We start from the raw sequence: 20,885 nt of genomic DNA, 5'->3' as shown, positions 1-20,885 counted from the left end.
GTGCGCATTCCACGGCGCGGGCGGGCACCGGGCGCTCCTCCCGGTTCCCCGTCCGGCCGGGGAACGGAGGGCCCGGCCGGCTGGCTGCTTCAGCGCAGGTTCTTCACGGCCTGGACCACGCGGGGCCACTCCTTGGAGCGCGGGTCGATGAGCTCGAAGTGGCCCGCGCCTTTCAGAGGCACGAGGTGCACCGGGTCCTTCTGCTGGACGCCCCGGGCGTGGAAGCCCTCGCTGACCTTCAGGGGGACGGTGTCGTCCTCGGTGCCGTGGATGAGGACCTGCGGCAGCTTCAGCGGCTGGAGCGCGGCGGGGGACGCCACGGCGTAGCGCTCTGGCACTTCCTCCGGGGTGCCGCCCATGAAGGTCTTCACGATGCCCTTGCCCAGGTCCAGCGCCGCGCCCTGCGCGAGGTCCAGCACGCCGGCCAGGGACACGACGCCCTTCAGCTTCAGCGGGGCGTCGCGGTACAGCGCCTGCTTCGGCGTGAGGCGGTGGCGCGCGGCCAGCCACATGGCCAGGTGTCCGCCCGCGGAGTGGCCCATGGCCACCACGTTGGAGAGGTCCAGCCCCAGCGACGGGGCCGCGCTCATCAGGTGGTCCGCCGCGGAGGCCACGTCCTCCAGCGTGCCGGGGAAGCCGCCGCCGTCCTGGCCCACGCGCCGGTACTCCACGCTCCACGTCGCGAAGCCGCGCTTCGTCAGGTCCGCGCACAGGTGGCCCGCGTGCTCCAGGCCGTACTCGGCGCGCCAGAAGCCGCCGTGGACGAAGAGGACCACGGGGTGCGGGCCCTTGCCCTTGGGCTTGCGCAGCTCGGTGAATTGCTGCGGGGCTTCGCCATAGGCGATGCGCGCGTCCGGCGGAGGCTGCGGCGTTTCCAGGACCCACATGGAGCTCATGCGCGCATCTTGGGAACGCGCGGCCGGACACCGCAAGCCGCGCCGCGCCGCCGTGCGCGGGGGACGGGCGCTCCGGTACGCTCCCGGCGTGCTTGAAGCGAACGAAGCGGAGCTGCGCCTGGCCCTGGCCGAGGGGCTGCTCTCCCGCGATGACGTGGACGCCCTGCGCGAAGAGGCGGCGCGGCGCGGCGTCTCTCCCCTGCAGCTGCTCGTGGAGCGCGGGCGGCTCACCGGCGATTCGCTCGTGTCGCTGCGCCGGAACCTGGCCCTGGCCCCTCCTCCGGGCACCGCCGACGACACCCTGCCCCCGGGCGCGGCGCCAGGCTCCGGGGTGGACGGTCCCGCGTTTCCGGTGCCGCACTGGACGCTCTACCGGCCCATCCGCTTCCTGGGCCAGGGCGGCATGGGCCGCGTCTTCCTGGCGCGGGACCTGCGGCTGCACCGTGACGTGGCGCTGAAGTTCGTGCGCGACGAGGACCCGGAGCTGTCCCGCCGCTTCATCTCCGAGGCCCGCGCCCAGGCCCGCGTGGACCACGAGCGCGTCTGCCGCGTGTACGAGGTCGGCGAGGTCCAGGGCCGCGCGTACATCGCCATGCAGTACATCGCGGGGGCACCGCTGCACACGCTCGCCGGGACGCTGTCCGTGGAGCAGAAGGCGCTGGTGCTCCGGGACGCCACGCTGGGCGTGCACGCGGCCCATCTGGCGGGGCTGGTGCACCGGGACCTCAAGCCCTCCAACATCCTCTTGGAGCGCGGCGAGGACGGCGCCCTGCGCCCCTACGTCATGGACTTCGGCCTCGCGCGCGACTGGACCCGCGACGATGGCGCCACCGCGACGGGCACCGTGCTGGGCACGCCCCAGTACATGTCCCCGGAGCAGGCCCGGGGTGAGGTCACCCGGTTGGACCGGCGCGCGGACGTCTACAGCCTGGGCGCCACGCTGTACCACCTGCTCACCGGCCAACCGCCTGTCACCGGTGCCAATGGATTGGAGGTGCTGGGCCGCATCGCCACCCAGGAGCCTCGCCGCCCCCGGGAGCTGGACGCGGGGATTCCCGCGGACCTGGAGGCCATCGTCCTCCAGTGCCTGGAGAAGGACCGCTCGCGGCGCTACGGCTCCGCGCGAGCATTGGCGGATGACCTCACGCGGTTCCTCGAAGGGGACCGGGTCCTCGCGCGCACGGGCCCCGCGTACCGGGTGCGCAAGTGGGTGGCCCGTCACCGGGTGGCCGTCGTCGTCGCGGGCATCACCGGGCTCGCCGTGGCAGGGACCGTGGGTCAGGGCGTGGTGGCCCAACGGGAGGTGTCGCGCCGCGAGGCCCTGACCCGGCGCTTCACCGAAGGCGTTGAACGCATCGAGGCCCAGGCGCGTTACTCCGGCCAGGCGCCGCTGCACGACACGCGGCCAGACCGTGAAGAGATGCGCGCCCGCATGCGCGACATTGAAGCGTCCATGCGCGACGCCGGTCCCGTCGCGGAAGCTCCGGGTCATTACGCATTGGGACGCGGGTTCCTCGCGCTGGGGGACGAGGAGGCCGCGCTCACGCACCTGGAGGCCGCCTGGGCCAAGGGCTTCCGGGAGCCCCGCGTGGCGTATGCGCTCGCGCTCGTGCTTGGCCACCGCTACCAGCGTGAGCGGCTGGAGGCGGACCGCATCCCGGACGCGGCCCGCCGCGAGGCGAAGCGGCGCGAGGCCTGGACGCACTCCCGGGACCCGGCGCTGGCCTTCCTGGAGCAGGGCCGGAGCGCGGAGGTGGCCGCGCCGGAATATGCGGAGGCCCTGCGCGCCTTCCACCAGGACCGCTTCGACGACGCGCTGAGGTCGCTGGACGCGCTGGGCACACGGCTGCCGTGGTTCCACGAAGCGCCGCTGCTCCGGGGGGACGTGTTGCTCGCTCGCGCCATGCGCCATGCCCTGGCGAGTGAACGCGACGCGGCCCGGGACGACCTGGAGGCCGGACGCCGGGCCTATGAAGCCGCGGCGGACATGGGCCGCAGCGTGTCCGCCGTGCACCGGGCCCGCGCGGAGCTGGAGCAGGAGGCGCTGCTGCTGGAGCTGTCCGGCAAGGGCGACGTGCTGCCCGCGTACACACGCGGCATGGAAGCCGTGTCACGCGCACGCACGGCGGCTCCGGATGAAGCGGACACCTGGATGCTGGAGGCCCGGCTGCACCGGCGCTTCGCCCAGGCGAGCCTCAGCGGTGGAGGCGACATGGAGCCGCTCCTCACGCGAGCGCTCCACGCGGCGAAGGAGGCGCTGCGGCTTGCTCCCGGGAAGGTGGAGGCGCGCCACACGCTGGCGATGGTCTGGTGGCAGTGGGCCCGCTACCGGCAGGACCGGAACGAGGATCCGCGCGAACAACTCCAGGCCGCCGTCGCCGCCTTCGACGCCATCCCCGAGGCCGCGCGCGACCACGACTTCCACCTGGACCTGGGGCTCGTCTTCAAGGTGTGGGCGGATTCAGAGGACGGACGCGGTGGGGACTCGCTGCCCTTCCGGCAGAAGGCCATCGAGTCCTACCGGCAGGCGCTGGCGCTGGACGCGAAGCGGCCGGATGCGTGGATCAACCTGGGCACGGCCTACGTGAACCGCGCCGACCATCCGCGCGCGCCGTCGAAGGACGCGGACCTGGAGGAGGCGCGGACGGCGCTGGAGCGCGCGAGCACGCTCGACCCGGGCCACGTCGTCGCGTGGTTCTACCTGGCGGAGGTGCATCGCGCGCTCGCCTTGCGCCTGCGGGACCATGGGGGTGACGCAGGGCCAGGGCTTGCCCGCGCGCTGGAGGCCTACCGCCGGGGCATCGCCATCAACGCGAAGCTGCCGCCGCTCCAGAACGGCGTGGGCACCGTCCTGCTCGACCAGGCCCGCGAGGCGTGGGACCGGGGGGAATCACCGGAGCCGTCGTTGGACCTGGCGGAGCAGGCCTTCCAGCAGGCCATCGCCATCGCGCCCAAGGTGGGCTTCGCGCACAACAACCTGGGAGAGGTGCGCATGTGGCGCGCGACCTGGCGCCTGCTGCGCGACCAGGATCCCACCGGAAGCGCGAAGGAGGCCCAGGCCGAACTTCAGCAGGCCACCACGTTGCTGCCCGGGCTCGCGGAGCCGTGGGCCAACCTGGGCCAGGTGCACCACACCGTGGCCGCGTATGCGCTGAAGCACGGGAAGGACCCGAGTCCTTCGCTCACGCAGGCCACGGAGGCCCTGGAACGAGCGCTGAAGCTCAACCCGTCGCTGCCGCAGGCCTGGCGCTGGCGCGGCGAAGTGAGGGCACTCCGGGCCCGGCAAGACGCGTCCTTCCAGGCCGCGGCAAGCGACTTCCAGAAGGCACTGGAGCTGGATCCGGAGAACCTGGAGCCGCGCCTGGCCTACGGCGCGTTCCTTCGCGAATGGGGCGCGGCTGTCGCCGGCCCGGACGCACGCGCCCACCTCCAGCAGGGACTGTCACTGACCGAGGCCGTGCTCACCGCGCGTCCCCGGTGGAAGGACGCGAGCCTGTTGCGCGAGGACCTGCGGCGAGCACTCGCGAAGCTGCCACCGGAGTGAGGGCAGGCCCGCACCTGTCCGGCTGCCGGACAGGTTTCGTGCGGGTCGCCTCGGACGGGCAGCCCCTACGTCCGCTCCGTCGCGCTCACAGGACCGTGCCGGCGTCCGGCGCGAAGTAGTGCCCGTCTTCCAGGTCCGCCAGGAGCCCGGGCCCCTCGGGCTTCCAGCCGAGCAGCTCACGGGTGCGGGCGCTCGACGCGGGCGCATCCAGCGCGAAGAGCGGCCCCAGGAAGCCGAGGAACCCGTCCGCCTCCGCTGGCGTCTTCGAAGCGACCGGCACTCCCAACCGGCGGCCGATGACGCTCGCGATGTCCCGGGCGGGCACGCCCTCGTCCGCGACGGCGTGGAGCCTCGAGCCCGCGGGGGCCCGCTCCAACGCGAGCCGGAAGAGCCGGGCCGCGTCGGACCGGTGCACCCCCGGCCAACGATTCGTCCCCTCCCCCACGTAGGCGGCCACGCCCGTCCGCCGCGCGGACGCGATGAGGTGCGGCACGAAGCCGTGGTCGCCCTTGCCATGGACCGTCGGCGACAACCGCACGATGGACGTGCGCACGCCCCGCCCGGCCAGCGCGAGCATCATCGACTCCGATGCGCCGCGCCCGGACGGAGCCGCCGCGTCGGTCTCCATGGCGATGCGTCCTGGCGCCAGGAACAGCAGCCCCGCCGCGATGACGAAGGGCCGCTGGGAGCCCTCCAGCGCCTGGCCCATGGCTTCAATCGCTCGCGCGTCGGCACGCACCGAGTCCTCGAAGCGGGAGAAGTCGTGGATGAACGCCAGGTGGATGACCCCGTCCGCCTTCGCCGCACCCGCGCGCAGGCTGTCCGGGTCGTCCAACGAACCCCGATGCACCTCGGCCCCCGCCGCCTCCAGGGCCCGGGCTGAAGCGTCCGAGCGGGCAAGCCCCACCACCTGATGCCCCGCCCCCAACAGTTCCGGAACCACCGCCGAGCCAATGAAGCCAGAAGCACCGGTCACGAATACGCGCATGGAAAAGCCCCTTGATGTCAGCTGCTGACATCAGGCATAACAAGTGATGTCAGTGACTGCAATCAGGTTAGACTCCAGCGCATGGGACGCTGGGAACCCAACGCACGAGACCGGCTTGCACAGGCCGCGATGACCCTGTTCCAGGAGAACGGGTACGACCGGACGACGGTGGAGGAGATCGCCGCGCGCGCGGGGCTCACGGAGCGGACCTTCTTCCGCTACTTCGCGGACAAGAAGGAGGTCCTGTTCGGGGGCTCGGAAGCGCTCCATGAGCGCATCGTCACCTGCATCGCGGACACGCCCCCGGGGACCGCGCCGCTCGACGCGGTCGCCGCCGCCCTGGAGTCGATGACTCCCTTCTTCAAGGACCGCCGTGACCACGCGCGGGCGAGACAGTCGCTCCTCGCCGTGCACGCGGAGCTGCGGGAGCGCGAGCTGATCAAGCTGGCCTCGCTCGCCTCGGCCTCCGCGGCCGCCCTGCGAAAGCGCGGCGTCACCGAGCCCGCGGCGAGCCTGGCCGGCGAGGCGGGCATCGCCGTCTTCAAGGTCGCGTTCGAGCGCTGGCTCGAGGACCCCAAGGCGCAGGACCTCTCACGGCACATCCAGCTTGGACTCGATGAGCTCCGGGCCGTCACCGCGAGGACCGGCCCCGGGGCCCCGGCCGAGCCGCCACGCAAGCCCGCGAAGACCGCCAGTGCTCGCAAGCCCTGACGGGTGGCCCGCGCGTCAGACCCCTCCTCCGCTGGTGACCTCCAGCTTGCCGTTGATGGTCTCCCGGATGCTCTGGGCATCAGCGCAGTGGGAGCAGCCGCCGTCACTCGTCGTCGGGCAGGACCAGAGCGCCGTTTCATCCTTGCTCTTATCCGTGGCGAGCAGCGTCCACGAGGCGGTCCCACACGCGGCCACCGTCAGGGGGTTCTGCGAACCGCTCGCGAGCAGCCCCGCGTCAGCCACGACGATGCACCGGTCCTGATTCACCTGGGACACGAATTGCACCGTCTGCCCGGCCCCCACCTTCACGTCCGTGGTGCTGAAGTGCACCTTGTTGGCCGGGCTGGCGGTGATGAATACCTGGACGTCGGTGTCGAGGCGTGTCGGCTCCTGATTGCAGGGGGACACCGGCCCATCGTCGGACAGCGCGGCTTCGGAAGGAGTGGAACGGGCAGCACCGCGGGCACAGGCCAGCAGCAGTCCGGAGATGCACAGGGACAAGAGAACGCGGCTTCGCATGGGGAACCCTCCAGGGGGATGAGGACGGACGACGCGACTCAGCAGCAAGCGTGCCACGCACGCAGGCTCACGTCCCTTTCGCCACCAGCCCCAGCTCCTTCAACCGCCGCCCCAGCGCGCGCTTCGACACCTCCAGCGTGCGCGCCATCGCGTCCAGGTCGCCGCCACAGGCCTCGAAGCAGCGGGTGATTTCCTCCGCGCCCAGGTCCCCGGCGGTGCGCAGGTTCGGGCTGCGCTCGATGAGGTCGTAGACGGACGGGCGCGGAATGCCCAGCGCGTCCGCCGTGGCCTTCAGGTCCCACGCGTTCGCGCGCAGCGCGGTCAGCAGCTCCGCCTCCGTCACCTGCGAGGCCTTGCGCCGGGGCACCGCCGCTTCCGGAGCCGCTTCTGCTCGAACCGGAGCCACGGCGGACACGGACACTCCCAGCAGCTCATCCAGCTGCGAGTCCGCCTGCAGCCGCGCCTGCCCCCGGCTCCCAATCACGAGCTGCCGCGTCAGGTTGCGCAGCTGCCGGATGTTGCCCGGCCACGCCGAGCGCACCAGCCGTGACGCCAGCGGCGCGGGCAGCCACGGCTCCGCGTGCGGATCCTCCGAGTCCAGCCGCGCCGCCTCGCCCAGCGCCGCCAGCTCCTCGCGCGCGAAGTGGAAGAAGAGCCGGCCCACGTCCTCGCGCCGCTCGCGCAGCGCGGGCACGCGCAGGTCGTAGCCCGCCAGCCGGTGCAGCAGCGGCGCCTTGAAGCGCCCGTCGCGGATCTGCTCCTCCAGGTGCGCGTCCGTCGCGGCGATGAGCCGCACGTCCACCTTCACCGGCTGGCTGGCGCCCACGGGGTACAGCTCCCCCGTCTCCAGCACGCGCAGGAGCATCACCTGCACCTCCGGCGGCGCCTCGCCCACCTCGTCCAGGAACAGGGTGCCGCCGTGCGCGGCGCGGAAGAAGCCCTCGCGGTCCTGCGTGGCCCCGGAGTACGCGCCCTTGCGCGAACCGAACAGCTCCGCCGCCGCCAGCTCCTTGGGGATGGCGCCCAGGTTGACGCTGACGAAGCGCCCGGCCCCGCGCGGGGACAGCCGGTGGATGGCCTGCGCCACCAGCTCCTTGCCCGTGCCCGTCTCGCCCCGGATGAGCACCGACACGTCCAGGTCCGCCACCCGCGCGATGTGCCCGCGCAGCCGCCGCAGGCCCGCGCTCTCGCCCACCATGCCCAGCGTGTCCGCCGCGACAGGGCCGTCCAGCTCCACCGCGTGCAGCAGCAGCACCACGCGGCCCGACAGCTCCAGCGCCACGCCGTCCTTCAGCTCCGGCGGCCCGAAGTCCCGGGCACCCTGGAGCGGAGCGCCCGCCGCGACCACGTGCGTGCCGTCCTCCGGCACCGTCAGCCGCACGCCTCCGCCCGGCAGCGCGGAGAGCTCCAGCGGCTTGCGGCTCACGAACGGATCCGCCAGCGGCAGCCCCAGCGAGCTGCCCGGCGGAGCGAAGTCCGGGGCATTGCGGGACAGGGCCACCGGACGCCCCGCCACCAGCGCGTCCAGCAGCCGCCGGTCCCCCACGCGCCGGGGCACCGGATGGGACACCACCGTCAGCGCGGGCACGACCCGCGGAGCCCCCCGGGAGGCGCCTCGGTCCTGCATCGCGGCCGTGGAGATGTCGGCGAGAGGGTCGTGCGGCATGGCCCACGACCCTACCGCACCCGCTCCCGCGCCCCTCTTCGACGCGTCGAGCCGCGTCGGCCGACCCGCCGGACCGCGTGCCGCACTGCGTTTTCGGACACTTTCGCGCGGACTTCTTGAGTCCTGGGAGTCCGCCGGGTTGAGGCCGCCCCGCCCACACGGGTAGCGTGGGAGGGCATGCCGACCCCCGAACGCCTCGTCTTCCAGCAGAGCTTCGAAGGGCTGATTCGCGCCCTGGGTGACCACCTGGACGAACCGTGCGCGCGGCGGCTGCGCGACGTCGGCATCGACCCGCGCGGGAAGCTGGCGGTGGCCTATCCCCTGGACGTGTGGGTGGGGTCGCTGAAGCTGGCGGCGTCCGTGCTCGCGCCCTCGGCCACGCTGGACGACGGCGCGGAGGTGGTGGGCCGGCGCTTCCTGGAGGGCTACGGGGCCACGCTCATCGGCAGCGCGCTCCTGGCCGGGGTGCGGCTGCTGGGCCCGCACCGGATGCTGGAGCGGATGACGCGCAACCTGCGCACGGGCACCAACTACCTGGAGGCGCGGCTGGAGCAGACGGGCCCCACGCGCTACGTGCTCACCTGCCGCCCGGTGGTGGTGGCCGGCTTCTACCGGGGCCTGTTCACCGCCGGCCTGGAGATGAGCGGCGCGCACGGCGCCTCCGTGGTGCTGATGCGCGCGGCGGGCGACGCGGCCGTGTACGACCTGTCCTGGCAGCCGGAGAAGGGCGCGGGCAAGCCGCCCGAAACGAAGCCCCTGCCGCCCCGCAGCCCCCAGCCGAGGAGCTGAGCGGGCCCTATATTCGGCCCATGCTCCGCTTCCCGAAAACCGCCGTGGTGGTGCTCGCGCTGGCCCTGTCTTCCGGGGCCCTGGCCGCGAGCGGCAGTCCTCAGCTGCAGACCTACTTCCAGGGCTCGGTGGACAGCCCCGCCTACCAGCAGCAGGCCTTCCAGCGCGTGGCGAAGGCCTGGAAGCAGCCGGGCCCCAAGGGCACGCCGGCCCTGGGCAAGAAGACCATCGTCCAGGCCGTGCTCGACAAGGACGGCAAGCTGGTCTCCAGCGCCGTCCTCACGGAGTCCGGCTCCAAGGCCTGGGACGCCGCCGCGCTGGCCGCGGTGAAGAAGGCAGCGCCCTTCCCGGCCCTGCCCAGGAGCACCACCACCGCCACGGTGGAGGCCCACTTCCACTTCGCGTGGGTCAGCTCACCTTGATGACAATCTTCCCGAAGTGCGCGCCCTGCTTCATGTGCTCGAAGGCGGCGCGCGCTTCCGGGAAGGGGAACACGCGGTCCACCACGGGGTGGAGGTCATTGAGCGTGAACGCGCGCGCCATCGCCTCGAAGGACTGACGGTGCCCCACGAACACGCCCTGCACGCGCAGGTTCTGCATCAGGATGGGGACCAGGGACACGGAGCCCGCGCCGCCGGACAGCACGCCGATGACGGACACGGTGCCGCCCACGCGCAGCGCCTTGAGTGACTTCTCGAACGTCCCCGAGCCGCCCACCTCCACCACGTGGTCCACGCCCACGCCGCCGGTGAGCGTGCGCGCCGCCTTCTCCCAGTCCGGCGTGGTGACGTAGTTGATGCCCTCCTGCGCGCCCAGCTTCAGGGCCCGCTCCAGCTTGTCGTCGCGGCTGGACGTGGCGATGACGTGCGCGCCGAACAGCCGGGCAATCTGCAGCGCGAAGATGGACACGCCGCCCGTGCCCTGCACGAGCACCGTGTCCCCGGCCTTGAGCGCTCCCTGGGTGACGAGCGCGCTCCACGCCGTCACCGCCGCGCACGGCAGCGTGGCGGCCTCCTCGTCGGTGAGGTACGCGGGCGTGGGCACCACGCCGTCCTCGTGCAGGAGCATCGTGTCCGCGAGCGCGCCGTCCAGCGGTCCGCCCAGCGTGGTGGCGGTGATGGCCTTCGTGGGCTCACCGGCCTGCCACCCTTGCGCGAACAGCGTCATCACCCGGTCGCCAGGCTTCACGCGGGTGACGCCCGGCCCCACCGCGTCCACCACGCCCGCGCCGTCCGAGTTGGGCACCAGCGGCAGCTTCTGGCGCGGGTTGTAGCGCCCCTCCACCATCATCAGGTCGCGCGAGTTGAGGCTCGTGGCCTTCACCCGCACGCGCACCTGGAAGGGTCCGGGCACGGGGTCCGGCCGCTCCGCGCGCACCAGGTTGTCCAGACCGAAGCTTCCGCGAATCTCATAGACGTTCATGGGGCCAGACCTTACGCCCGGCGCACCTGGGAAGTCCTTCGCTTGAAATACATGAACGGCATGTTCGTTCTGTCTTTCAAACAAGGAGGGCTTCACCCATGTCACGTTTCTTCGGTCGTCCCGCGGTGCTGGCGTGTGCGCTGGCATGGGGGCTCCAGGCCTGCGGCGGCAGTGAGCTGTCCAACGAGTCCGTTCCCCCGAGCGCGCCGGGCGTCCAGGCGCAATCCCAGACACAGGACGCGGCGCCGGACATCCTGGCGCGATTGCAGGCGATTCCCGGCCTCACGGTGGTGCAGGAGCGGCCCGCGCCGGCGCCGGGCGTGCGGTTCTTCGTGCTGAACCATGACCAGCCGGCGGACCACCTGAAGCCCAACGGCACGCGCTTCCAGCAGCGGATGACGCTGCTCTACCGGAGCGCGGAGCTGCCCATGGTGCTGGCCAGCACCGGCTACGGCATCAGCACGTCCCCGGCCCAGTTCGAGCCCACCTACCTGCTACAGAGCAACCAGCTGCTGGTGGAGCACCGCTTCTTCACGCCCTCCATCCCGCAGCCCGCGGACTGGAAGCTGCTCAGCATCGAACAGGCGGCGGCGGACCACCACCGCGTCGTCCAGGCCTTCAAGCCGCTCTTCCCGGGCAAGTGGATCAGCACCGGCGCCAGCAAGGGCGGCATGACGTCGCTCTACCACCGGGCCTTCTTCCCACGCGACGTGGACGCGACCGTGGCCTACGTGGCGCCCAACAGCCACGGCCCGCAGGACCCGCGCTACGTGAAGTTCCTGAGCAAGCTGGGCACGCCCGCGTGCCGTGAGCGCATCAAGACCTTCCAGCGCGAGGCGCTGGCGCGGCGCGCGGAGGTGGAGCCCCTGTTCCAGGCGACGGGCGCGGCGTATGGCCGGACCTACAATTTCCTGGGCGTGGACAAGGCGATGGAGTTCGTCACGGTCGAGCTGCCCTTCGCGTTCTGGCAGTACGGCGACGCGTCGTTGTGCGACGTGATTCCGCCGCCGGGGGGCCCCGCGCAGGCGCTGGTGGACTTCATGGATGAGGTCGTCGGCATCACGTACACGAGCGACGCCGACCTGGACTACTACGCGCCCTACGACTTCCAGGCGGCCACGCAGCTGGGCAGCTACGACTCCGACGAGAGCCACCTGCGCGGCGTGCAGCGCTATCCCGGGGGCTACACCCCGCGGGCGCTCGTGCCCTTCGACATGCGGCCGTATCCCTTCAACCCGTTCGCCATGCCGCTCGTGGAGGGCTGGGTGAAGGCGTTCGGCGAGCGCATCCTGCTCGTCTACGGAGAGAACGACCCGTGGTCCACGGGCGCGTTCAGCGTGAGCGCGCGCAACGACTCGTACCGGTTCTTCCAGCCGGGCGGCAACCACGGCTCCTACATCCAGGCGCTGCCGGAGGCGGATCAGGCCCTGGCGCTGGAGCGGCTGCGCACCTGGGCGGGGCTGCCCGCGGAGAGCGCCGGGGCCATGAGCCTGCGCGTCCAGAGCACGAAGGCCTCCACGGAGCTGCCGTTCACCACGGGCGTGGTGGACCGCCGCCGCGGCCCGCCGCGCGACTGAGCCTCACGCCCTTCCGGCCGTCACCTCGCGGGCCACGTCGAGGAAGGCGCGGAACGCGGGTGACACCTGGGCGCGGCTGGAGAAGGGCGACGTGAAGTACCGCTTCGTCATCGGCCTCAAGAGCCTGGGTTGACCTTCATCGCGAGCATCGGGCGGTACGCCGCCCGGTAGGACCAGGCGAGGAAGAGCTCCGCCGCCAGGAGCATCACCGCCATGCCCAGGCCTGACGGCGCCAGGAAGGCGTGCGTCAGGAAGATGTTCACGATGACCGGCGCGATGAGCGCCAGCGCCAGCGGGACGAAGCGGTTGGCCAGCAGCAGCAGGCCCACCACCGTCTCCGTGCCCTTCACCAGCGCGAACAGGAAGCCCGTTGCCTTCATCGCGACGCCAAAGGCCACCGCCGGGTCCGCCGGGTCCAGGTCCTTGGGCATGGGAATGAACTCCAGGAAGCCGTTCAGGCCAAAGACGAAGAACACCAGCCCCATGAAGACGCGGGCCGCCGTCGGCGCGAAGCGGGCAAGTGACTTCTTCTTCGGGGTGGCCTCCACGGCGGTGGAGGAAGAGAGGGTGGCGTCCATGGCGTGCTCCGTTCAGTCGAAAATCGCGGGCCTTCTACCCCACGTCGAATCAGGCCCCTATGAATCGACAGGCCCCGCGCTTTTTAGCGGTGAGGCAGCCCGCCTACATGGCCGTACGCCCGGCCGCGCAGCCGCAGCACCTGGTACGTAGCGCCGCGGAAGGCTCCGCGGTCAGGTGGAGGGACATCACCCCCCTGGGAAGGCCAGGGGGTTTTCAGCGCCAGAGGTTGGTGCGCGCCAGCTCCAGCACCTCGGTGGTGCGGCCGTTGAGCAGGGCCTTGATGCCGAACAGGGTGAAGCCCGCGGCCATGGATGCGGTGATGCGGGGAGGCATCACCAGCTCCGCCTTGCTGACCACGGCGTCCACCAGCACGGGGCCCGGCGTCGCGAGCGCCAGCTGGACGGCCTCATCCACCTGCCCCGGGTCCTCCACGCGCAGGCCCTTGACGCCCACGGCCTCCGCCAGCGCGGCGAAGTTCGGGTTCTGGAGCGCCGTGCCCGTGTCGAGCATGCCGCCCACCTGCTGCTCCATGGCCACGAAGCCCAGCGAGCTGTTGTTGAACACCACGACCTTGATGGGCAGCCCCAGCTGCACCAGGCCGAGGAAGTCCCCCATCAACATCGTGAAGCCGCCGTCGCCGGAGAAGGCGATGACCTGCCGTTCCGGGAAGGCCTTCTGCGCGCCAATGGCCTGCGCGAGCGCACTGGCCATGGAGCCGTGGTTGAAGGACCCCACCAGCCGCCGGCCGCCCCTCATGGTCGCGTAGCGCGCGGCCCACACCGTGGGCAGGCCCACGTCGCAGGTGAAGATGGCGTCGTCCGCCGCCTGGAGGTCGAACGCGCGGGCCACCTGCGGCGGGTGGATGGGCTTGCGGCCCACGGTGCCCTGCCCCAGCGAATCCAATTCCTCGCGCGTCTTGCGGTAGTGCGCGAGCGCCTGCTCCAGGTGCTTCGCGTCGCGCTTCGGCTCGATGCGGGGCAGCAGCGCCTGGACGGTGGCGGACACGCTGCCCACCACGCCCAGGTCCACGCGCGTGCGCTTGCCGATGTTCTCCGCGCGCACGTCCACCTGGATGATGCGGGTGTCGGCGCTGTCTGGATAGAACTGCCGGTAGGGGAAGTCCGTGCCCAGCATCAGGAGCACGTCGCAGTCGATCATCGCCCAGTATCCGGACGCGTAGCCGATGAGCCCCGTGAGCCCGACGAAGTGGGGGTTGTCCTTCTCCAGGAACTCCTTGCCCCGGAGCGCGGAGACGACGGGCGCCTGGAGCCGCTTCGCCAGCTCCACCACCTGGGCGCTCGCGCCTTCGCAGCCCGCGCCGCACAGCAGCGTCACGCGTCCGCCGCGGTTGAGCAGCGCGGCCATCTGCTCCACCTGTTCGGAGGCGGGCATCAGCTGGGACTGGGAGGGGCGCAGCGACTCCGGCGTGGGGGCGCGCGCGTCCTCCGCCTTCTGCATGGCGATGTCGCCGGGGAGCACCACCACGGCCACGCCGCCCTTGCCCACCGCGTTGCGGACGGCGATCTCCGCCGTGCGCTGCATCTGGTTGGGGCCGGAGACCAGCTCGCAGTAGTGGCTGCATTCCTTGAAGAGGGACTCGGGATGGGTCTCCTGGAAGTAGCCGGTGCCCAGCTCCATGGAGGGAATCTGCGCGGCGATGGCCAGCACCGGCGCCCGGCTGCGGTGGCAGTCATACAGGCCGTTGATGAGGTGCAGGTTGCCGGGGCCGCAGCTCCCCGCGCACACGGCGAGCTGCCCGGTGAGGTGCGCCTCCGCGCCCGCGGCGAAGGCGGCGGCCTCCTCGTTGCGCATGGGCACCCATTCGATGTCGCCGCGCCGGCGAAGCGATTCGGTGAGGGCGTTGAGGCTGTCGCCCACCACCCCATAGATGCGCTTCACCCCCGCGAGCGCGAGGACCTCCACGAACTGGTCCGCCACCGTCTTCTTCATGCGCCATCGCTCCCTTCACCCGGGGCGAAGATGTGCACCGTCCCGCTGGCTCGCGACCGGCCGTGCAGGCAAGGGCCACCCCCGCCGGGCGGGTCATCCTCACGGCCACCCGAAGCCCCAGCGGGAGCGCTCAGGGAAAGCCGCTGAGGACGATCTTGCCCAGCGTGCGGCCCGTCTCCACCGCCGCGTGCGCGCGCCGGAGGTTCGCGGCCGTGAGCGGCCCGAAGTCCTGGGTCATCGTGGTCCGCAGCGTCCCCGCCTCCACCAGGTCCGCCACCGTGTCCAGCAGCCGCTGCTGGGAGAGCGGATCCGCGTCGTAGAGCGCGCGCGTGAACATCAGCTCCCAGTGCACGTGCAGCTCGGAGCCCGTGCCGGGCCTCGCGATGGAGCCCGCGTAGAAGACCTCATCGCCGGATTTCCGCCCATACGCACGAAAAGGGAACCGTGGCCCGGCACAAGACCTACGACGGCTAAAGAGCCGCGCCCTACCCCGCCGCGCGCACCATGCGCAGCACCAGCGCGAAGTGCAGCGCCGCGCCCACCAGCGTCATCGCGTGGAACACTTCGTGGTAGCCGAAGACGCCGGGCAGGGGGTTGGGCCGCTTGAAGGCATACGCGAGCGCCCCCAGCGTGTACGCCAGGCCTCCGGCGATGATGAGCACGGTCGCGGCCGGGCCCACCGCGCGGAAGACGTCGCCGAAGTACGGCATCATCGTCCACCCCACCCCGATGGCCAGCGCCGCCGTCACCCACTTGGGCGCGCCCACCCAGAACAGCGACTGCAGGATGCCCAGCAGCGCGCCTGCATAGAGCCACGCCATCAGCGGGTTGCCCACCTCGGGCGGCAACCCCAGCAGGATGACCGGCGTGTACGTCCCCGCGATGAGCAGGAAGATGGCCGCGTGGTCCGCCCGGCGCATCCACGCGCGGGCCTTCGGCGACCAGTTCACCCGGTGGTACGTCGCGCTGATGGTGAACAGCCCCACCAGGCTCAGCGCGTACAGCGCGGACGCCACCGACGTGCGCTGCGTGGGCGCCATGGCCACCAGCACCACGCCCGCCCCCACCGCGAACGGCGCCGCCCACTGGTGCAGCACGCCCCGCAGCTTCGGCTTCTCCATGCCCGGCACCGCCGCGCTCATCCGCGCTCCGCAGTGGACTCGACACATCTTGAAGCGAAGCATTTCATGACGGTGCCGGTTCCTGGTTCTACCTACGGTACGGTAGGTTTCGATTCAGTAAGTTACTGTCGGGTAGGTTCGAGGTCAACTTGAAGAAGAAACAGCGGCTCACGGGCGCGGAACGCCGGATCCAGTTGATGGAGATTGGCCGGTCGGTCTTCGCCTCGAAGGGCTACGAGGCGACCTCGATTGAAGAGGTTGCCCATCAGGCAGGCGTGTCCAAGCCCATTGTCTACGAACACTTCGGCGCGAAGGAGGGGCTGTACGCGGCCATCGTGGACCGGGAGCTGGAGGACCTGGTGACGCGCGTGTCCGCGAGCATCGCGCAGGGCACGCCCCGGCAGCGCTTCGAGGACGCGGTGCTGGCGTTCATGGCGTACGTGAAGGAGGAGCCGGCGGGCTTCGCGGTGCTCACGCGGGACTCGCCCACGGCGGCGGCGCGGCGTGGGCTGACGCGCGTCATCGACGACCTGGCCCAGCGCGTGAGCGACGTCTTCCGCAGCGAGTTCGAGCGCGCCGGCTACCCGCCCAAGGTGGCGCCCATCTACGCCAACGCGCTGGTGGGCATGGTGACGCAGGTGGGCCACTGGTGGGCCGCGGAGGGCAAGGCCTTCTCCACGGAGAACGTGGCCCGCCATGTCGCGGCGCTCGGATGGATGGGATTGAGGCACCTGCCCAGGGACCCGGCAGCACCCGGTGTGAAGCGCGAAGCGAAGCCGCGGAAGGGCTGAACCTCCCGCGGTGGCCGCTTCACGGGAACCCGGGTCTTCCCTGCGCATCCGTCACCCATCGTCGCAAGGCCGGCGCGGCCTCCACGGCCCTGGGGCCGCGCCGGGTTTTTCCCTTCCGCTTCAAGCCTTCGAAGGCCGCGCCTTGAGCGCGGCCTGGATGCCCTCCAGCGCGCCGGGGTCCTCGATGGTGGTGAGGTCTCCCGGCTCGCGGTCCTCCGCCACGGCCTGGATGCTTCTGCGAAGCAGCTTCCCGGAGCGCGTCTTGGGCAGGTTCGCCACCACGTACACCGCCGCGGGGCGGGCCACGGCGCCCAGCGTCCGGCCCACCGTGTCCATCACCTCGCGTGAGAGCGCGTCCCGGTCCTCCTCGCGTTGCAGGCGCGCGGGGTCCCTGGGCACGGCGAAGGCCATCACCACCTGGCCCTTGAGTTCGTCCTTCACGCCCACCACCGCCACCTCCGCGATGGCCGGGTGGCCGCTGATGGCCTCCTCAATCTCACGCGTGCCCAGCCGGTGACCCGCCACGTTGATGACGTCGTCCGTGCGGCCCAGGATGAAGTAGTCCCCGTCCTCGTCGCGCGTGGCCCAGTCGAAGGTGTTGTAGAGGGGCGTGTCGAAGCTTTCGAAGTACGTGGACACGAAGCGCGCGTCGTCGCCCCACACCGTGGACAGGCAGCCCGGCGGCAGCGGCGGCTCAATCACCAGCACGCCCTTCTGGTTCGGCGCCGCGACCTCCTCGCCGCTCAGCCCGTCCACCAGCTTCACGCGGTAGCCGTAGATGGCCGCGCCCGGTGAGCCCAGCTTGCGCTTGCGCGGCTCCACGCCGGGGACGGGTCCCAGGATGGGCCAGCCCGTCTCCGTCTGCCAGTAGTTGTCCAACACCTGCGTGGACGGCAGCGCGTCTGAAATCCACGCGTGCGTGGGCGCGTCCAGCGGCTCTCCCGCGAGGAACAGGTAGCGCAGGCTGGACGTGTCGTGGCGCTTCAGGAACGCCGCGTCCTGCTTCTTCAGGATGCGGATGGCGGTGGGCGACGTGAACATCACGCTCACCTGGTACTGCTCGATGAGCCTCCACCAGACGGCGGCATCCGGCCGGATGGGCAGCCCTTCGTAGAGCACCGTCGTCATGCCGTTCAACAGCGGGCCATAGACGATGTACGAGTGCCCCACCACCCAGCCGATGTCGGAGGCGGTGAACATCACCTCGCCAGGCTGGCCCGTGTAGATGTGGCGCATGGACGCGGCCAGCGCCACCGCTTGGCCGCCCGTGTCGCGCTGGACGCCTTTCGGCTTCCCGGTGGTGCCGGACGTGTAGAGGATGTAGCTGGGCTCGGAGGACTCCAGCCACTCCACCGGCACCTGGGCCCCTTCGTGCTCGCGGCCCAGCGTGGCGAAGTCCACGTCGCGCCCCGGGGTGACGGGGCTGTTGGGGACGAGCCCCCGGTCCAGCACCAGCACGCGCGCGGGCGGATGCTTCGCGAGCGTGAGGGCCTCATCCACCAGCGGCTTGTAGGGGACGACGCGGCCCGCGCGCATGCCCGCGTCCGCCGTCACCAGCAGGACGGGCTTCGCGTCGTCGATGCGCATGGCCAGGCTGTGCGCCGCGAAGCCGCCGAACACCACGGAGTGGATGGCCCCCAGCCGCGTGCAGGCGAGCAGCACGAAGACGGCCTCGGGCACCATGGGCATGTAGATGATGACGCGGTCACCGCGCTTCACGCCCAGCGAGCGCAGCATGGCCGCCGTCCGGTTCACCTCCGCGTGCAGCCGCGCATAGGTGTACGTGCGGCGCTGGTCCGTTTCCGTGGACTCGAAGACGAGCGCCAGCTGCTCCGCGCGGGTGGCCAGGTGCCGGTCCACGGCGTTGTGGCACAGGTTGGTGCGCCCGCCGGCGAACCACTTCGCGAAGGGCGGCCGCGAGCCGTCCAGCACGGCGTCGAACGGCCGCTCCCAGTCGATGAGGCGCGCCTGCTCCGCCCAGAACGCCTCCGGCGCTTCAATGGAGCGGCGGTAGAAGTCCAGATAGCTGCCCATGCGGACGCTCCTGACGAAGGGGATGTCCCCGGACGATACCGAAAAGCCACGCGGAAATAACCGCGCTCCCCGGCGTAACCCCTTCAGACGTTGACTGAAGGAGCTCACACTCACGGGGCCGCTGGACGGACGATGATCACCGCCGCTTCCACCAGGCCCTCAACGCCGGCCCGCGCGAAGAGGTGGAGGCGATGGAGCGCAACCTGTCCCTGGCCATCAACAGCGGCCAGCTCCGGCCGGCGCTGGGCGAGTAGCGCGCGGCACGACGCAGGCGCGTCCAGTCAGCACGCAGTTTCGCGGGCGTGCGCGAGCCCTGGATGTGATCACGCGAGGTTGCGGTCTGGTCCTGGCCTTGCAGTTGGAGCAGGCGTGTCCGTGAAGCAGGTCCTGTTTCACGGCGCATGTCCCCCACCCGCCAGGTCCTGCCATGACGATCTCCACGACCCTCACCATCCAGAACAACTCCGGCTGCCCCATCGATAACCGGGGCACCCCGGACTACAAGGACGGCGCGCTCAGCGGATCCGCCCCCGCCACCAGCATCGCGGCGGGCTCCAGCACGACCTTCAAGATCGAGCAGAAGAACTCCGTCTCCCCAGGTCCTGAAGGCACGGTGACGTACACGCTGGAGACGGGGAACGAGCAGGTGCCCCTCTCCTTCTACTGGGACTTCGCCAGCGGCCCGGCGCACGAGGAGCACTACACCGCCACCACCAACTCCAGCCTCGCGCCGGTGGTCATCACCCAGACGGACAAGAGCGGAGACCACCACGCGACCACGTACCGGGTGGACTTCAAGCCGCGCGCGCCGCACGAGTGGGACCTGGTGTGGGCGCTGTCCGTGGGGCTCATCAACAAGCAGCTGCACGCGCTGCGCTACTACCAGCTCATCCCGTCCGCCTTCACGCAGACCGCCAGCGGCGGCGCGCAGCTCAGCGTGACGGCCATGAACGACCCGGCCGTGTCGGTGCCCGACGACCAGACGACCCACCTGGACGTGCACCTGCCCTTCGCCACCGCGACCCTCCAGTACGTGGAAGGCGGCGCGACGAAGACGCAGGACCTGTCGGGGATGACGGTCATCGTGTCGCTGGACCTGTCGCAGGCGCAGGTGACGGACCCGAACACGCTGGCCGCCACGTCGGAGGCGAAGCAGCACATCCAGGGGCTCCAGTCGCTCAACTACTCCGTCTACCGGCTCTTCCTGGACCTGGCCAACCCGTCGCTGTTCCGCGCGCTCCAGGTGGTGAACGCGAGCAACCAGACCGTGGCGCTCAGCCAGGCCGCGCAGAGCGCGCTCCAGGCCACGCTGGCCGGCGTGGGCCACATGGACGTGGCGTACACGACGCAGGCGCCGGGCAAACCCGCGAGCATCGTCCCCACGTTCGCGAAGGAGCGCACGACCCGCTACAGCACCAACGGGAACTTCAGCACGCTCAACGTGTGCATGATGAGCCGGGGCCGGAAGGAGCCGGCGTGGAACTCGCGCTTCGGCTTCACCGCGCCGCTGGCCGCCACCACCAACCCGGACGGCAGCCCGGCGGAGGCCCGCGCGCGGCTGTTCCTCAGCCAGGACACACTGGGCGAGGGCTACCTCAAGCCGACGGTGCTGCCCGCCATCCTGAGGGCCTCCGGCATCCCCGGCACCTCCACCCTCCGGCTGGCGCCGCTGACGTACCAGTGCGTCGGCACGAAGAACAACTCCAGCAAGAACGGCGGACGCGGCGAGTTCGTCCAGGTGAACAACGGCTTCGACCAGTACGTGGCCGGCACGGAGGGCATCGTCTTCACCGTCCAGCCCAACCTCACGCAGACGGACCGCTGCACGCTGTCGCTGTCGGGTCAGTTCCAGGTGAACATCGAGGTCAGCCAGTATCCGCTCGACTTCATCGGCCTGGGCATGAAGGACGTGCTGGGCAAGGCCACCTACGTGCAGCCCTGGACGGGCACCATCACCATCGCGGCCGGCAACGGCGGCAGGCTGGTGACGTCCGTGAGCATCGTGCTGGGCAAGGCCCCGGCGCCGGACGTGGACAAGACCCTGGATGGCTGGGTCTTCAACGCCATCAACAAGCTGTTCAACTGGTCCTCCACGTCGCCGCAGGACGAAATCACGCAGAAGGCGAATGACTTCGCCAACGCCCTGGCCGCGTCCTTCCGCGACAACGCCTCCATGTCGCTGGACGTCGAGGACTGCGTCGTGCTGCCCACGGGCTCCGCGCACGACTACAGCCAGTTCGTCTTCAACAAGGAAGGCGCCGTCCAGGTGGACGTGTCGTTCCCCGGCTGAAGCGTCAA

At 71.1% G+C, this 20,885-nt stretch carries 17 protein-coding genes; 7 read left to right on the top strand and 10 right to left on the bottom strand.

Annotated features, from left to right (window positions below):
* Positions 1–89: 89 nt before the first annotated feature.
* Entirely contained in the window at positions 90–896 is an 807-nt protein-coding gene (locus D7X96_RS08220; RefSeq protein ID WP_121769416.1) for an alpha/beta hydrolase family protein, read from the bottom strand.
* Between D7X96_RS08220 and D7X96_RS08215 the strand changes: the two genes are divergently transcribed.
* Positions 895–4,440, top strand: coding sequence for a serine/threonine-protein kinase (locus D7X96_RS08215; protein ID WP_244219496.1), 3,546 nt, complete (start codon positions 895–897; stop codon positions 4,438–4,440). The two genes, D7X96_RS08220 and D7X96_RS08215, sit on opposite strands and share 2 nt — an antisense overlap.
* Before the next feature lie 85 nt (positions 4,441–4,525).
* Here D7X96_RS08215 and D7X96_RS08210 read toward each other — a convergent pair whose 3' ends face one another.
* Positions 4,526–5,428, bottom strand: coding sequence for an SDR family oxidoreductase (locus tag D7X96_RS08210; protein WP_120546052.1), 903 nt, complete (start codon positions 5,426–5,428; stop codon positions 4,526–4,528).
* 81 nt (positions 5,429–5,509) lie between these two features.
* Here D7X96_RS08210 and D7X96_RS08205 point away from each other — a divergent pair, with 81 nt between their 5' ends.
* Entirely contained in the window at positions 5,510–6,139 is a 630-nt protein-coding gene (locus D7X96_RS08205) for a TetR family transcriptional regulator (RefSeq protein ID WP_121769415.1), read from the top strand.
* Positions 6,140–6,154: 15 nt separating this feature from the next.
* On the opposite strand, the gene D7X96_RS08200 is transcribed toward D7X96_RS08205, so the two are convergent.
* Positions 6,155–6,658, bottom strand: coding sequence for a hypothetical protein (locus D7X96_RS08200; protein ID WP_147442594.1), 504 nt, complete (start codon positions 6,656–6,658; stop codon positions 6,155–6,157).
* Positions 6,659–6,725: 67 nt separating this feature from the next.
* Positions 6,726–8,324: a sigma 54-interacting transcriptional regulator gene (locus D7X96_RS08195; RefSeq protein ID WP_121769414.1), complete on the bottom strand. Its 1,599-nt coding sequence runs from the start codon at positions 8,322–8,324 to the stop codon at positions 6,726–6,728.
* A gap of 177 nt (positions 8,325–8,501) precedes the next feature.
* Here D7X96_RS08195 and D7X96_RS08190 point away from each other — a divergent pair, with 177 nt between their 5' ends.
* Both D7X96_RS08190 and D7X96_RS08185 read left to right on the top strand, forming a co-directional pair.
* The gene (locus D7X96_RS08190; RefSeq protein WP_120546056.1) at positions 8,502–9,113 is read left to right on the top strand and encodes a DUF2378 family protein; all 612 of its coding nucleotides are present in this window, start codon (positions 8,502–8,504) and stop codon (positions 9,111–9,113) included.
* Positions 9,114–9,133: 20 nt separating this feature from the next.
* The gene (locus D7X96_RS08185) at positions 9,134–9,535 is read left to right on the top strand and encodes a TonB family protein (RefSeq protein WP_120546057.1); all 402 of its coding nucleotides are present in this window, start codon (positions 9,134–9,136) and stop codon (positions 9,533–9,535) included.
* Here the strand turns inward: D7X96_RS08185 and D7X96_RS08180 are convergent.
* Positions 9,522–10,535: a zinc-dependent alcohol dehydrogenase family protein gene (locus D7X96_RS08180; protein ID WP_120546058.1), complete on the bottom strand. Its 1,014-nt coding sequence runs from the start codon at positions 10,533–10,535 to the stop codon at positions 9,522–9,524. The two genes, D7X96_RS08185 and D7X96_RS08180, sit on opposite strands and share 14 nt — an antisense overlap.
* Positions 10,536–10,633: 98 nt before the next feature.
* Here D7X96_RS08180 and D7X96_RS08175 point away from each other — a divergent pair, with 98 nt between their 5' ends.
* Positions 10,634–12,112, top strand: a complete 1,479-nt coding sequence (locus D7X96_RS08175) for a S28 family serine protease (RefSeq protein ID WP_121769413.1) — start codon at positions 10,634–10,636, stop codon at positions 12,110–12,112.
* A 116-nt stretch (positions 12,113–12,228) separates the two neighbouring features.
* Here D7X96_RS08175 and D7X96_RS08170 read toward each other — a convergent pair whose 3' ends face one another.
* The 4 genes from D7X96_RS08170 to trhA form a co-directional block, all read right to left on the bottom strand.
* On the bottom strand, positions 12,229–12,690 hold the full coding sequence (locus D7X96_RS08170; protein WP_121769412.1) for a DoxX family membrane protein: 462 nt from the start codon (positions 12,688–12,690) through the stop codon (positions 12,229–12,231).
* Between the two features lie 214 nt (positions 12,691–12,904).
* Positions 12,905–14,641 (bottom strand): ubiquinone-dependent pyruvate dehydrogenase, encoded by a 1,737-nt coding sequence (poxB, locus tag D7X96_RS08165; protein ID WP_121769411.1) that lies wholly within the window; start codon positions 14,639–14,641, stop codon positions 12,905–12,907.
* A gap of 130 nt (positions 14,642–14,771) precedes the next feature.
* Positions 14,772–14,993 (bottom strand): zinc-binding dehydrogenase, encoded by a 222-nt coding sequence (locus tag D7X96_RS08160; RefSeq protein WP_233609433.1) that lies wholly within the window; start codon positions 14,991–14,993, stop codon positions 14,772–14,774.
* Positions 14,994–15,126: 133 nt separating this feature from the next.
* The gene (gene trhA, locus D7X96_RS08155; protein WP_167510813.1) at positions 15,127–15,783 is read right to left on the bottom strand and encodes a PAQR family membrane homeostasis protein TrhA; all 657 of its coding nucleotides are present in this window, start codon (positions 15,781–15,783) and stop codon (positions 15,127–15,129) included.
* Between the two features lie 128 nt (positions 15,784–15,911).
* On the opposite strand from trhA, the gene D7X96_RS08150 reads away from it, so the two are divergent.
* Positions 15,912–16,553, top strand: a complete 642-nt coding sequence (locus tag D7X96_RS08150) for a TetR/AcrR family transcriptional regulator (RefSeq protein ID WP_167510812.1) — start codon at positions 15,912–15,914, stop codon at positions 16,551–16,553.
* A gap of 120 nt (positions 16,554–16,673) precedes the next feature.
* Here D7X96_RS08150 and D7X96_RS08145 read toward each other — a convergent pair whose 3' ends face one another.
* The gene (locus D7X96_RS08145) at positions 16,674–18,587 is read right to left on the bottom strand and encodes a propionate--CoA ligase (protein WP_121769410.1); all 1,914 of its coding nucleotides are present in this window, start codon (positions 18,585–18,587) and stop codon (positions 16,674–16,676) included.
* 427 nt (positions 18,588–19,014) lie between these two features.
* On the opposite strand from D7X96_RS08145, the gene D7X96_RS08140 reads away from it, so the two are divergent.
* Positions 19,015–20,877, top strand: coding sequence for a hypothetical protein (locus D7X96_RS08140; RefSeq protein WP_121769409.1), 1,863 nt, complete (start codon positions 19,015–19,017; stop codon positions 20,875–20,877).
* Positions 20,878–20,885 lie beyond the last annotated feature (8 nt).

Source organism: Corallococcus interemptor (assembly GCF_003668875.1).
GTDB classification, from domain to species: Bacteria; Myxococcota; Myxococcia; order Myxococcales; family Myxococcaceae; genus Corallococcus; species Corallococcus interemptor.
Note: the sequence above shows the minus strand (reverse complement) of the source record. Positions and strands in the feature narration are given on the sequence as shown.